Genomic DNA, 13556 nt, shown 5'->3' on the forward strand with positions numbered 1-13556 from the left:
TCTTTGTCACAAAGTTTACCGATACTGCATACAAGTTAGTGAGCTATGTAACTTTTTGTACATAAGCAAACTTATAACAGTAACTAAGGCAACAGCCATTTACAAAAAAGTGTTTTGGAGAAATCTCAATGAAAAAATTGCTTCTTGCTGCTACTGTAGCAACATTAGCCATGAATGCAGCGCAAGCAGCACCAACATTGTATGGTAAGCTCAATGTGACGCTCGATCAAATTGATAAGAATGGCTTTAAAGACGAAAGCGTAACAAAAGTAAACTCAAATGCATCTCGAATTGGTGTAAAAGGCGAAGAAAAATTAACTGAAAACCTTTCTGCTGTTTACTTAATCGAATGGCAAATTGATGCTGATGGTGACCAAAGCCAATCTTTCACGAACCGTAATCGCTTTATCGGTATTAAATCAGAAGGCGTAGGTACATTAAAAGTTGGTCAATACGACTCTTATTTTAAAACAGCAGCTGGTAATAACCAAGATATTTATAACGATCACAATGAACTCGATATGACTGCTATTTTAGCTGGTGAAGATCGTTTAAAAAATGTGATTGGCTTTGAAACAGATAAAAAATTATTAGGTGGTTTGGCTTTCAACATCATGTTCCAACAAGGTGAAGAGTCTTCTACTAAAGAAAATGCAGCTAATGGTTACAAAGGCAGTCGTGATGGTTTTGGAGACGGTGTTTCTGCTTCGATCACTTACGACAACAAAGATTATGGTTTAGCTGCTGCAGTAGCAGGAAACTATGGCATCGCTTCTAAATATGGCGCATATGGATTATCTGGTATCTATACAGATGCTATCCGTGTAACAGGTTCACTTGATTTCACGAAATTAGGTTTTGATGGTTTTGTTTTGGGCGCTTTATGGCAAACTGCTCAACCTACAGACGATACTGTGACGACAACCAGTGGTTCTGATGTAACCTCTTATAAAGGCCTACAAGAAGATGCATATGGTGTAACAGCAGCATACAAAATCCCTTCTACTCCGATTAAGTTAAAAGCACAGTATATTTCTGCTACGACAGAGTCGAATGGTCGTGATGATCGTAAACAAGATCTTTATGGTCTAGGTGCTGATTATCAAATTAATAAAGAAGCACGTTTCTATGGCGTAGTTGGTCAGCAAAAACGTGATTGGTTAGTGAAAGATGATAAGAAAACTGTTATCGGTCTAGGTATGGAATATAACTTCTAATATGAAGATTGTTTCCTAATCAGTAAAAAAGGGCTTTATGCCCTTTTTTACTTACTAATACTGTTACTTCTTCAAAAAACCACTCACTAGATTCAAAACATTTTGAATATCATTATTCGCTTCTTGTGGATTAGTACCACTCCCTTGTGGCGTTAAAGAGTCGATCACCTGCGGTAAAACCGATGCAATTGCGCCATAAATGGCTTGTTTAGGCGCCTGAGTTTGCTGTGCAACTTGCTCAACATCTTGGTCATCAAATAAACTTTGCATGTTTTGAGTTGGTATATCTGTATTATTTGGCTGATTAGGATCAACCCAACTTTGTACTTGGTTCGCCAAACCTGCATTTTTTAATTTGTCCAACGCACCTTGCAAACCGCCTTGTTTTTGAATCCAAGCCAAAATTAGGGGCAAAACGGCTATAAGCAAAGTTTGGGCTGAATTTCCACCTTTGGCGCTACTTTGTTGATTACCACCATTCAATTGACCCAGCACAGAACCAAGTATTCCGCCCAAACCGCCTTGTTGATTGGAGTTGCCCTGTTGTCCACCCATTTGTCCTAATACAGAACCAAGAATACCACCTAGCCCACTACTCGATTGTTGCTGACCGCCTAAAGCTTGTTTTGCTAACATTTCAACAATATTGCTTAAATCTGTCATGACGCATATGTTCCTTTGGAATATTTATCCAAAAAGCATACGCTGCTTTGAAAGTATAGAACAAAATTGAATTGTTAAATTTTGCAAGAACTTGAACAGACACTCAATCAGATGATAGCGATCAAATAGTTCAACAGTTCATGATATTTACCAACGGAATTTATCCCAGTTTTCTGGGTTTGCCCAAAACTTGGAATTGAACCAATCTGGCACATGCTTATAGGTCAAAATATTAAACTGCCACAAAGCAAAATTGCTTTCATGTGTTGTTTTATCAATTAATTGAGTGAAACCAAGTGAACGTAATAACTTTTCGTCATCAATTTTACTCACAACCACAATTCGTTTTGCCATAAGGTCACGTAACCTTACCAATAACTGTGCTTTTTGTGTTTCTGTAATATTTTGCATTTCTTCGGTGTCAAATAATACAAAACCTAAATCATAACGCTGAGTAAAAGGCAGATTTAAAAAGTCAGTTACGTTAAAATGATGCCATTGAATTGAAGCATTTTGGTCAATCTGTTGACCGATACAAAGTGCAGTATGTATGGGCTGTTCCTGAGATAAATCGTCTAGCATAGAAGTGATGACATTTTGTTCAGCCATAACTGCAACCCTTGATTGAGAAAGATGAGAGTTTATTCATGGAACTACAAGGCATTTGTCATAAAATGCATGCAGCACTCACAGCGCATAGTGTAACTGATCAATCAACGCGCAAGGCAAATGTTGAATATAAATTTATATTAGATCGTTCAGAAACTGATCTACCGTTTAATCTAGGTCAAGAATTACAGATCGAATGGACAGGAAATATTTTCTGTACATCTTGTGGTGCGAAAACACCAAAGTCATATTCACAAGGACATTGTTTTAAATGCTTTAAGACCAAAGCTCAATGTGACTTATGTATTATGAAGCCTGAAACCTGTCATTATCACCTCGGTACTTGCCGTGAAGATGATTTTGCACATCAGGTCTGCTTCCAGCCTCATATCGTGTATTTAGCAAATTCAAGTGCGCTCAAAATTGGGATTACACGTATCGTAAATATGCCCACACGATGGTTAGACCAAGGTGCGACTCAAGCACTGCCGATCATGAAAGTGGGTTCACGTCGATTGTCTGGGCATTTGGAAACCATGTTCGGGACACAGATTGCAGACAAGACTGACTGGCGAAAACTCCTTAAAGGTGAAGCAGAACCACTGAACTTGGTTGAACAACGTGATCAAATCATCGAGGAGTTTGCTCCAAAAATTCAAAGCATTCGTGAGGAGTTCAGTCAAAATCTTGAGTTTGATGAGGGTTTAGAGTTCTTAGACAATGAATTGCCACATGAATTCATTTACCCTGTTGAACATTATCCTGAAAAAATTAAATCCTTGAATTTAGATAAAACCCCAAAAATCCGTGGTGTATTACAGGGTATTAAAGGTCAGTATTTATTATTGGACATTGGTGTCATCAATATTCGTAAATACACTGGTTATGAGTTAATTCTACGTGCATAAGTAAAAAGGTGGCATTTATAAGCCACCTTTTTTTAATTCGACTCTGTTTCCAGACAATGCAAAATCGCTTGAACTGGATCTTCAGTATCTCCAGAAATCAATCGTTTATGCATACTCAAATGCTGCATCATTTGAATGTGCGCTGTTTCATGATCCATCAATCTTTCAATTTCAGCAGCTAAATTTTGTGGCGTGGCATCTGCTTGAATAAGTTCCTCAATCACTTTCTTACCTGCAATAATATTAGGTAATGAATAATATGGAATTTTGACCAAAAATTTTGCAATAAGATACGTTAACCAATTCAACTTATAAAAAGTTACCATCGGTCGATGTAATAGCATGGCTTCCAGCGTTGCTGTACCCGATGCAAGTGCCACAATGTCACTGGCACTCATCACCATACGGCCAATTTTTGATTCTGAATTAATGTTTTCCAGGATATGAATTTTCGACTTGAGTGTGATGTCTAGATTTAAAATACCCTGTTCAATTTGATGCTTACGTGCTTCATTAATCGCTGGGATCAAAAACTCTAACTCAGGATATTTACGATGTAAAATCTCGGCAGCACCAGTGAGTAAAGGTAGTAAACGTTCAATTTCACCACGACGACTACCAGGTAATAAAGCAATATGTATTTTATCCGCAGATAAGCCGAGTTGATGTTTTGCTTCAATAATTGGATTTTTTAATGGCAATTGCTTGGCGAGCGGATGTCCAACGAATGCAGCCGCAACCTCATAATTTTCATAGAATGTTTTTTCAAAAGGAAATAGACATAATACAAGGTTAATACTACGTTTGATGCCATGAACACGACCCTGACGCCATGCCCATACTGATGGGCTTACGTATTGTACTGTTTTGATCGGTAGATTCTTTTCCTTGATCGTTTTCGATAAACGCAAATTGAAATCAGGCGCGTCAATACCAATAAAAATATCAACTGGATGCTCTGTCCAACGTTCAACCAAACCATCGCGTACTGCAAACAACTTTTTCAGATCTTTTAAAACTTCTACAATCCCCATAACAGATAAAATTTCCATAGGATAATAGCTATGAAAACCCTCTGCGATCATTTGTGGACCGCCAATCCCCTCAAATTCAGCATCAATTCCTTGTTCGCGAAAACTCCGCATGAGTTTTACCCCTAGCGTATCTCCTGAAACTTCCCCGACAACGATGCCAATTTTTAGTTTTTGCTTTAACAAGACCTGCGCCCCATTCAAAAGTTTAAAAGATTCTAACAGAATGATTTTACATCGAATCACTGTAAATACTGTAATTTGTTCACGATTGGTGAAAATGATCTCAATCTAATAAACCATTTTATAGCAAAAAAATTATCTAGAATTGCGATGAATTACAGATTGCGTGTGCATACATGAAACATTAATATAAACAAGAATCATTTTCACATGTGATTCTTTATCTCTCCCTTTTGCTTTACAAGTATACTTATGGCCAAGTCAGCTTCCCTTTCATTCGTCTATCGAATAAGTATTTTCTATCGTTTCGCTTTGGTATTTGTACTGGGCTATTTGTGTACGCTGTATCTGAGTTTAAGTCTTACCGAATTATTTACATCCTTATTATTCGCCAAAGCAGAATCTATCTTTTTGGCAGCGTTTATCTCTATCCTATTTTATGTTTGTTTCGTCCTCATCGGCTTCTGTACCAATTCTTTAATTAAACTTACTTTGATTAGCTCAATTTTATTGGCCGTATTGTTTGGCTTATCAGTAGGTCTAAGTTAATGGGAAATAAAGGTGTTCGCCAATCAATGGCATGGTTGCACGCATGGACTGGATTAATTTTCGGATGGTTATTGTTTGCCATTTTTTTAATGGGAACGAGTTCCTACTATCGCCACCATATAAACTTGTGGATGCAACCACAACTGGCTGAATATCAAATTAATCAAGACACAGCTATTCAAACTGCAACGCAGTATTTGGAAAAAAATGCTTCCGATGCGAAATCATGGTTTTTCAGCGTCGCCAATCAGGAACAACCCGTAAATAAAATTTATTGGGAAAAAGCCGACGGTGCTTATGAAAGTCGTACTTTAGATGCAAATACAGGACAAGAATTACAGCTTTCAGCAACGCAAGGCGGAGAGTTTTTTTATCGTTTCCATTATCAATTGTATGGAATGCCTGTTTTGATTGGGCGATTAATTGCAAGTTTAGCGGCTTTTGTAATGCTCATTGTTTTAATTTCAGGGATTATTACTCACAAAAAAATAATTACTGATTTTTTTACTTTAAGAACATTCAAGTCACAACGTTCATGGCTTGATTTCCATAACGTATCTTCGGTTGTAGCACTACCTTTTTTCCTGACCATTACCTTTACAGGTTTGGCGATATTCTTTTATCTGTATCTCCCCTTAGGGATGAAAAAACTCTACCCAGATAATCCTTATCAATATTTTACAGAAATTCGAACCATTACCGAAACACAGAAATCCAATGCAGCACCTCAGCCATTAGAAGCGGTAACCGTAGCTGAATTATTGAAACAAGTCCGCCAGCAATGGGGAGATCAAGCACTAGCCACCATTGAGGCAAAAAATCCCAATACAGATCAAGCAATCATTACCTTTAAGCAACTTGAAGATCGCTCAATTACGCTTGATCAAGCCCAAATCAGTTTTAACCATACGGGTAAAATTCTAACGAATACGAGAAATAACAGTCCTATTGCAACTTTGAATTTTGGCGTTTATAGCCTGCATATGGCGACTTTCGCTCAACCAATACTTAGACTGGCTTTTTTCCTTTCTGGAATTCTAGGCTGTTTAATGATTGCTTCAGGTTTGTTGTTATGGAGCTTAAAACGTCAGATTCAAAATAAGTCAAATCAGTTCCATTTTGGTTACTACTTGGTTGACCGTTTGAATATTGCAACTTTTATCGGCTTACCTATCGCTATGCTGAGCTATTTATTTGCAAATCGTTTCGTACATATCTCAGGAAACATGCCAAATTATGAAATCTATACGTTTTTTAGCGTTTGGCTCTTCAGCTTTATCTTGGCTTTATTCACAAAAAAACAGTATTTATGGAAATCTCAAATTGCTGTTTTCGGCATACTCGCGATCAGCTTGCCAATTTATGACTTTATTTATCTTATTCAAAATCAACTGATTTCTGATTTTAATAGTTATTGGCTGTTTTTACGAATAGATCTATTTTTTATTTTTTTTGCATTGTTTGCCTTATTTATATATCGCAATATCCAACCTATTCAAATGAAAGCAACACAAAAGATCAAAACAAAATTAGCTAAATCAAAGGTGGCAACATGATTGTTATGGGTTTATTTCTCATCTTGATCGGTATGTTCATCCTCTATGAATGTAGTGATAAACGAATCAATAAATCCCCATATCAGCATCGCATCAAACAATTTAGATTGATCTTGAGACTTATTGCTTTCTTCAGTTTGTTCATCGCTGGTGCTTTGTTATGTTGGAAATATGGCCGCTCTATAGGTTTTATTAGTTGGTGGATCTTCGCCACGCCTATTACCTTCTTGTTAATTTTATGGGTCAACGATGTCAGCAAACCACCATTAAAAGGCTGAGTCTAGGATAGCTTCTTTATCTTTTTTTTGTATAAGCAAATCATTTTTCATCACAACACCTTATACAAAACAAGCATAAGATATGCTGTTTTCTGTATAAGTTAGGCATATCAGCAATGTTTGGTCCCATTGAATTTATTTTAGCTGGCGTATTGGTTGGTTTCTGCGTAGGAATCACAGGTGTCGGCGGTGGTTCTTTGATGACTCCAATCTTGATTAGCTTATTCAAAATTGAACCTCATATTGCGATTGGTACTGATCTGCTGTATGCCTCGATCTCTAAATTTTGCGGTTCTTTGGTTCATGCAAAAAAACTTAATATTGTCTGGCCGATTGTCATATGGCTTGCATTGGGTAGTATCCCTGCTTCCTTCGCTACAACATGGGTACTTGAGCATCATCTGAGTCAATCTACCCACTATAAATCGGTACTCACGATGGTATTAGGTGTGATGCTGACTTTGACAGGTATTTCAATTATCTTTCGTGCTCAGATTGAGAAATTTTTTGATCGCTTTAGAAATCGTGAACAAGCCGACATGGAAAGTGAACAACATGCTCTCCAACACAAACGCCGCTATATTTTGATTATGGGGGTTGTTTTAGGTGTATTAGTAACCCTCTCCTCTGTTGGTGCAGGTGCTTTTGGTATCATGGCATTGGTACTCATGTTCCCCAATTTACCTATGATTCGCATTATCGGCTCGGATGTCGTGCATGCTGTTTTATTAACTGCTGTTGCGGGTCTAGGCCACATGTCTTCTGGCAATGTTGATTTCAGCTTACTGATGTGGCTATTGGTTGGCTCAATTCCTGCTATTGTTGTGGGTACACTGATTAGCTCACGATTGCCTGAAAGATTTATCAGAAAAATATTAGGTATTACTCTCTTCGCACTCGGTTTAAACTTTATTGTGAATCCTGTGAAAGCAAAACCGAAACCTGTTGAAACAGCTCAAGTGGTCATGAATCAACACACAACTCATTCTACGACAATAGTTTAAGCCCCAAATAGCCGATTGTTTATACACAATTTGTTTGAATCGCTAGTTAATCAATCGCTTTTTCGTGCTATATTCGTAGACAAATTAACCTCTTCTTTCGATTGAATTTGTGACAGCAATGAATACTCTACAGTCAAATCCAGTTTCTCAGCCAGATATCGACGACGTTAACATTAAAAGCATTCAGACTTTGATTACGCCTGCAGAACTCAAACGCGATCTTCCTTTATCAGAAATCGCCTCTCAAACTGTACTTAAAGGACGTAATACCGTTCGTAATATTTTGGATGGTAATGACAAGCGCCTGTTTGTTGTGATTGGACCATGTTCGATTCATGATCCTAAAGCTGCTCATGAGTATGCTGACCGTTTAAAAGTATTAAGCGAAAAAGTAAAAGATACACTTTACATCATCATGCGTGTGTATTTTGAGAAACCACGTACGACTGTTGGTTGGAAAGGTTTAATTAACGATCCTGATATGAATGACTCTTTCAATATCGAAAAAGGTCTACATATTGGTCGTGGATTGCTGCTCGAATTGAATGAAAAAGGCTTACCATGTGCAACTGAAGCACTTGATCCTAACTCACCGCAATACTATCAAGACTTGATTTCTTGGTCAGCGATTGGTGCACGTACTACAGAAAGCCAAACACATCGTGAAATGTCTTCAGGTTTATCTTCACCTGTCGGTTTTAAAAACGGTACAGATGGTGGCTTAACAGTTGCAACCAATGCAATGCAATCCGTAAAGCATGGACACAGCTTCTTGGGTTTAAACGAAAGTGGTCAGGTAGCGATCATCAATACCAAAGGTAATCCATACGCACATGTAGTTTTACGTGGCGGTAATGGCAAACCAAACTATGATGCAACCTCAGTTGCAGAAGCGGAAGCAGCTTTAGCCAAAGCTAAAGTCAGCACCAAAATCATGATCGACACCAGTCATGCCAACTCAAACAAAGACCCATACCTACAACCATTAGTTTTGAAAAACATCACAGAGCAAATTCTTGATGGCAACAAATCAATCGTGGGTATCATGGTTGAAAGTCACTTAAAAGGTGGTCGTCAGGATATTCCTGAAAATTTATGCGACCTAGAATACGGCAAATCTGTAACCGATGGTTGTATTGATTGGGAAACCACTGAAAAAGCATTATTAGAAATGCATGAAGCATTAAAAGATGTTTTACCAAATCGTTAATCTTTAAATAGATGTAAAACAGGCTCTCATGGGCCTGTTTTTTTTATTGATAAATCAAGTATGTTTTGAACTGTAACATTTTTTTATTTATACTGCTGCCACATTTCCCCCTACGACGTCTCGTTGATATGAACTCCAGTTTTCGTCAACATTTGCAAAAGTGGCGTGCCTTGATCGGCGCGGTAACATTGCTTTGTTTACTCTGGCATATCTTATTACCAACCATGGTACATACTGGCGTCGTACCCGCACTTTATGCAATGCCATCGCATTGCCAAGTCACAGAGATTCAAAAAGCCACGCTGCTATCAGCACAAGTGCACAGCAACCATCATAGTGAACATCATCACCATACGATGGAGCAACATAAACATCACCTTGAGCATGCTCAACATGGTTCGCAACTCAGTGAATATGCACAACAAGTTTATGCACTGGCTAGCCAGATCATGAAACATTGTCCACTGTGCACCTATGGCTTAGATGCAGCCGCAATTATTCCATTGCTTGGCTTGATACTTATTTTCTTATTGGCTTGGTTTAGTCGTGTACGCTGCCTATGCCATGCGTGGACAAAAGATCTGCACATCCCACGTATTTTCTATATATTCCCGATTAAACAAGCACCACCTTTCGCTCTATAAATCGCAAACTTTTACATTCGTATCCAGTTCATTGCTGCGATGCGGCTCGTTTAATGCTTTTATAGAGTTTTCAAAATGACAACTTCTTTTCGTTTGTCAGTCTTAACGGCTGCGTGTCTATCTGCTACTTACAGTTCATTGGCGATTGCCGAAGCCCCGACACAAGACACCAAAACCTTAGCGACTATCGTTGTTACAGCAAGTCGTGAGGGGGAATCTATCAGCAATACCCCTGCTGCAATTAGCCAAATTAACAGCCAAACATTAGCCGATAAAAATGCCACTTTTATTGGGCAATTAGTCAACCAAACCCCTGGCGTTTTGATGAATGACTTGGGTAATGAACAGCATATGATGTCGATCCGACAACCAATCACGACTGCAGCAGTTTATCAATATCTTGAAGATGGTATTTCAGTTCGTCCCGTCGGTGTATTTAACCACAATGCGCTTTATGAACTTAATCTTGCAGGGATTGATCGAATTGAGATCTTACGTGGTCCAGCGAGTAGCTTATATGGAAGTAATGCCATCGGCGGTACGATAAACTTTTTAACTAAAGCGCCAAGTCTAACGCCGACTGCTGAGATCGGTATACTTTCAAGTACGGAAGGTTATCACCGTCTGGATCTAGGTGCATCAAACACCTTTGCGACTGAATTTGGTGAACATGGTCTACGTTTATCTGGATACGCAAGTGATCGTGGCGATAGTTGGCAAGATCATGCTGAAAGCAATAAGCAAAGTCTCACGCTTCGACATGACTGGGGTATTTCTGATGCCACACAAATCAAAAATATCGCGAGCTATAACCACCTAAAAGCAGACATGACAGGAAGTCTAAACGGCAAGGATTTTAGTGAGCGTCCTGGCTACAGTTATCAGACATTTACCTATCGTGAAGTAGACTCTACTCGCCTGTCTTCACAGATTAGCCATGCGTGGAATGAGCTCAATCAAACTCAAGCTACACTGTATTATCGTGATAACACCACTGAACAGAACCCAAGTTATAGCATTCGTACTGATATGCGAAATGGTGTGCCTACAGGGACTTACACGGGTCAAACCACTTATAATCAGTTCAAATCGTATGGTTTAAATTTGCAGCATGCTACAAGCTTCGATCAGTTGAAATGGATAATTGGTACGATGGCAGAACATACGCCAAATAAAGCCAAAACTAATGATATTGAAGTATTTCGTGATCCTGAAACACGTATTTATACTGGTTTTCAACCAAGAAAATTGCTACGTGACTTCAATGTAGACGTTGACAATCAAGCCATTTACACCCAACTAAATTGGCAAACATTCGATAACTTAAATCTAGTTGCTGGCGCTCGCTACGACTGGATTAAATATGACTATCAGAATAATTTAACTCCATCAAATATTACGGGTGCACCTAACGAAACACGCCGCTTCCATAAAGCCAGCCCACAACTTGGCTTTATTTGGAATGCACATCCCCTATTGGACATCTATAGCAACTGGTCACAAGGTTTTGTACCACCAGAAGTAAGCAGTTTATACGGTGCAAATCTGGTTACACCAAATTTGTCAGAAGCAACATTTAACAATATTGATCTTGGCATACGCTTTAAACTTTTCGATGAGCGTTTAGATGGTGAAATTACGCTTTATCGCTTAGATGGAGAAGATGAAGTCATTAATTATACTAAACCTGATAACACCCGCGAACCCCGTAATGCAGGTAAAACAAGACATCAAGGGATCGAGATTGGTGGTACTTGGAATATTTCTGATCAATACGATCAACGCTTGAAACTATCTGGAAGTTGGGCGAAACATGAATTTAAGCAATTTCAGCCATCAGCGAGCTTAAATTATAATGGCAATCGTATGCCGAGCTCTCCAAAAGCTTTCGGTACGGTTGAATATCAAATTAAACCCATTCCTGAGTTGTTGTTATCAGCAGAAGGAGTTTATGTCGGCTCATACTGGATCAATGATGCCAATACCGAAAAATATGATGGGCATACAGTATTAAATCTACGTGCAACCTATCGCCGTAATGCTTATGAAATCTATGGTCATATCATCAATGCTGCAGATGTACATTATGCTGAAAGTACCTCATTTAGTAATAATCAAGCGAGCTTTACGCCTGCGGCACCGCGTACCTATTTGTTAGGTTTACGCTATCATTTTGGAAAATAAGCCATGAATGCCAATCAACTCAAAAAGTTACTCAAGTTTCATCGTAGCTTTGGGATGGTGTTGGGCATTTTGGTTTTATTTTGGGCTTTAACTGGTGTGTTGCATCCAATTATGAGTGCAACACAACCGCAGCCTTTGAAACGAATGCCTCCACCACAACAACTAGATTTAAACAATGCTTTACCAGCAAAAATGGTCTTAGAGCAAAATCAGATTGAGCAATTTTCTGCTCTTCAAGTGATTCAAGTGAATGCCAATCAGACGGCATACCGTGTATTAGGCATAAACCAAAATATGGCTGAATACTACGATGTGCATTCGGGTCATCGTATTGAAAATGCAGAGCTACAATATGCTAAACGCTTGGCTGTTTGGTATACAGGTCTTACAGAGGAACGTATTGTTTTCGCGCAACTGGTTACAGAGTTTAGTGATGATTATCCGAGTGTAAATCGCTTATTGCCAATTTGGCGTGTCGATTTTGATCAAGGTTTACGTGCTTATGTAGATCCTAGCCATTCACGGCTTGCTACGATTTCAAATGATCAAAAGATGTGGATGGCACGGATTTTCCGTTTGGGTCACACATGGACATGGAACAATCAACAATGGTTTGGTCAAACACTTTTGATGCAGTTTGCTCTGATTGGCATACTCGTCATCACATGTATGGGAATTGGATTATTTTTCAAAATTCATAATCGAAAAAACCATCGTTTACGTGAAAAACCAACTCGATTCCTACATCGCTATTTGGGCATCAGTCTGAGTGTCTTTATTTTACTTTGGGTGGTCAGTGGTTTTTACCATCTTTGGCAAAAGAAGCCTGAGATCAAAAATATTCAGCCTATTTTCAAGACACAAGATTTAGATCAAACGTCGTGGCAACTAGCAACAGCTCAGTCGATACAACGATTACACCTCGTACCTATTTCATATAGTCGCGAGCAAACACGAGCTGCGTGGATGATTCAACTCATCGGTAAAAAGGACCTTCAAGGCAGTATGACTGCAGTTAAAGAACATGATCATCATGGACACAGTAAAAATCAGACGCCTGCGATCCAATGGATTGATGCTGAAAAAGCCAAACCCATTGACGTGCTTGAGCAAAGTAGATTTTTTGTTGCTGATTATCTCAATCTACCGATCGAGAAAATCGGACAAAGTACTTGGGTCACAAGTTTTGGCGGAGAATATGGCTTTATTAATAAACGCCTACCTGTAGTTAGAGTTGACACTCATTTAAAGGACCAATTGCGACTCTATATAGAACCAAGTAGTGCTGTTATTGCTGCAAAAGTTACTGCACAGGATGCGCTTGAAGGTAAGAGCTTTGCTTATTTACATAAGTGGAATTGGCTGCCTATCGATAAAATTGTTCGTGATATTTTATTGGGCCTGATCGCTGCATTGATTGCTGTTTTGGTGATACTAGGCTTCTGTACCTATCGTAAAAAAAGATAATGTTTTTTGATCCTCTCACAAACAATGAGAGGATCAATATCTATCGAGATTCA

13 protein-coding genes are annotated in these 13556 nt (G+C 38.7%); 10 read left to right on the forward strand and 3 right to left on the reverse strand.

Annotation, left to right across the window (positions count from 1 at the left end; genetic code table 11):
- Nucleotides 1-128 precede the first annotated feature (128 nt).
- On the forward strand, nucleotides 129-1217 hold the full coding sequence (locus F927_RS01355) for a porin (protein WP_005080809.1): 1089 nt from the start codon (nucleotides 129-131) through the stop codon (nucleotides 1215-1217).
- Nucleotides 1218-1280: 63 nt separating this feature from the next.
- Here F927_RS01355 and F927_RS01360 read toward each other — a convergent pair whose 3' ends face one another.
- Nucleotides 1281-1880 carry a YidB family protein gene (locus F927_RS01360; RefSeq protein ID WP_004639083.1) on the reverse strand — a complete coding sequence of 200 codons (600 nt, stop codon included), beginning with the start codon at nucleotides 1878-1880 and terminating at the stop codon, nucleotides 1281-1283.
- Between the two features lie 147 nt (nucleotides 1881-2027).
- Complete coding sequence (locus F927_RS01365) at nucleotides 2028-2489, reverse strand: DUF6231 family protein (protein WP_005080811.1); 462 nt, start codon at nucleotides 2487-2489, stop codon at nucleotides 2028-2030.
- 38 nt (nucleotides 2490-2527) lie between these two features.
- Here F927_RS01365 and F927_RS01370 point away from each other — a divergent pair, with 38 nt between their 5' ends.
- Nucleotides 2528-3397: a DUF2797 domain-containing protein gene (locus F927_RS01370; RefSeq protein WP_005080812.1), complete on the forward strand. Its 870-nt coding sequence runs from the start codon at nucleotides 2528-2530 to the stop codon at nucleotides 3395-3397.
- A gap of 32 nt (nucleotides 3398-3429) precedes the next feature.
- Here the strand turns inward: F927_RS01370 and lpxB are convergent, their stop codons facing one another.
- On the reverse strand, nucleotides 3430-4614 hold the full coding sequence (gene lpxB, locus F927_RS01375; RefSeq protein WP_017394737.1) for a lipid-A-disaccharide synthase: 1185 nt from the start codon (nucleotides 4612-4614) through the stop codon (nucleotides 3430-3432).
- A gap of 249 nt (nucleotides 4615-4863) precedes the next feature.
- Between lpxB and F927_RS16735 the strand changes: the two genes are divergently transcribed.
- The 8 genes from F927_RS16735 to F927_RS01410 all read left to right on the forward strand — a co-directional run bounded on the left by F927_RS16735 (nucleotide 4864) and on the right by F927_RS01410 (nucleotide 13503).
- Nucleotides 4864-5160 carry a hypothetical protein gene (locus F927_RS16735; RefSeq protein ID WP_080592148.1) on the forward strand — a complete coding sequence of 99 codons (297 nt, stop codon included), beginning with the start codon at nucleotides 4864-4866 and terminating at the stop codon, nucleotides 5158-5160.
- A complete protein-coding gene (locus F927_RS01380) occupies nucleotides 5160-6716 on the forward strand; it encodes a PepSY-associated TM helix domain-containing protein (protein WP_004639072.1) in 1557 nt (518 codons plus the stop codon). Before F927_RS16735 ends, F927_RS01380 begins: the two co-directional genes overlap by 1 nt.
- A complete protein-coding gene (locus F927_RS01385; protein WP_005080816.1) occupies nucleotides 6713-6994 on the forward strand; it encodes a hypothetical protein in 282 nt (93 codons plus the stop codon). Before F927_RS01380 ends, F927_RS01385 begins: the two co-directional genes overlap by 4 nt.
- 116 nt (nucleotides 6995-7110) lie before the next feature.
- Nucleotides 7111-7998 (forward strand): sulfite exporter TauE/SafE family protein, encoded by an 888-nt coding sequence (locus F927_RS01390; RefSeq protein ID WP_004639066.1) that lies wholly within the window; start codon nucleotides 7111-7113, stop codon nucleotides 7996-7998.
- Between the two features lie 118 nt (nucleotides 7999-8116).
- Complete coding sequence (locus F927_RS01395) at nucleotides 8117-9208, forward strand: 3-deoxy-7-phosphoheptulonate synthase (protein WP_004639065.1); 1092 nt, start codon at nucleotides 8117-8119, stop codon at nucleotides 9206-9208.
- A gap of 128 nt (nucleotides 9209-9336) precedes the next feature.
- Entirely contained in the window at nucleotides 9337-9852 is a 516-nt protein-coding gene (locus F927_RS01400; RefSeq protein ID WP_005080818.1) for a hypothetical protein, read from the forward strand.
- Between the two features lie 75 nt (nucleotides 9853-9927).
- Nucleotides 9928-12036: a TonB-dependent receptor gene (locus F927_RS01405; protein WP_005080820.1), complete on the forward strand. Its 2109-nt coding sequence runs from the start codon at nucleotides 9928-9930 to the stop codon at nucleotides 12034-12036.
- 3 nt (nucleotides 12037-12039) lie between these two features.
- Nucleotides 12040-13503: a PepSY domain-containing protein gene (locus tag F927_RS01410; RefSeq protein ID WP_005080822.1), complete on the forward strand. Its 1464-nt coding sequence runs from the start codon at nucleotides 12040-12042 to the stop codon at nucleotides 13501-13503.
- Nucleotides 13504-13556 lie beyond the last annotated feature (53 nt).

This window comes from Acinetobacter haemolyticus CIP 64.3 = MTCC 9819 (assembly GCF_000369065.1).
Lineage (GTDB): Bacteria > Pseudomonadota > Gammaproteobacteria > Pseudomonadales > Moraxellaceae > Acinetobacter > Acinetobacter haemolyticus.

Excerpts from the sequence above, each read along its gene's own strand:
- F927_RS01355 (WP_005080809.1), top strand. The coding sequence starts at position 129 with ATGAAAAAATTGCTTCTTGCTGCTACTGTAGCAACATTAGCCATGAAT.
- F927_RS01360 (WP_004639083.1), bottom strand. The coding sequence starts at position 1,880 with ATGACAGATTTAAGCAATATTGTTGAAATGTTAGCAAAACAAGCTTTA.
- F927_RS01365 (WP_005080811.1), bottom strand. The coding sequence starts at position 2,489 with ATGGCTGAACAAAATGTCATCACTTCTATGCTAGACGATTTATCTCAG.
- F927_RS01370 (WP_005080812.1), top strand. The coding sequence starts at position 2,528 with ATGGAACTACAAGGCATTTGTCATAAAATGCATGCAGCACTCACAGCG.
- F927_RS16735 (WP_080592148.1), top strand. The coding sequence starts at position 4,864 with ATGGCCAAGTCAGCTTCCCTTTCATTCGTCTATCGAATAAGTATTTTC.
- F927_RS01380 (WP_004639072.1), top strand. The coding sequence starts at position 5,160 with ATGGGAAATAAAGGTGTTCGCCAATCAATGGCATGGTTGCACGCATGG.
- F927_RS01385 (WP_005080816.1), top strand. The coding sequence starts at position 6,713 with ATGATTGTTATGGGTTTATTTCTCATCTTGATCGGTATGTTCATCCTC.
- F927_RS01390 (WP_004639066.1), top strand. The coding sequence starts at position 7,111 with ATGTTTGGTCCCATTGAATTTATTTTAGCTGGCGTATTGGTTGGTTTC.
- F927_RS01395 (WP_004639065.1), top strand. The coding sequence starts at position 8,117 with ATGAATACTCTACAGTCAAATCCAGTTTCTCAGCCAGATATCGACGAC.
- F927_RS01400 (WP_005080818.1), top strand. The coding sequence starts at position 9,337 with ATGAACTCCAGTTTTCGTCAACATTTGCAAAAGTGGCGTGCCTTGATC.
- F927_RS01405 (WP_005080820.1), top strand. The coding sequence starts at position 9,928 with ATGACAACTTCTTTTCGTTTGTCAGTCTTAACGGCTGCGTGTCTATCT.
- F927_RS01410 (WP_005080822.1), top strand. The coding sequence starts at position 12,040 with ATGAATGCCAATCAACTCAAAAAGTTACTCAAGTTTCATCGTAGCTTT.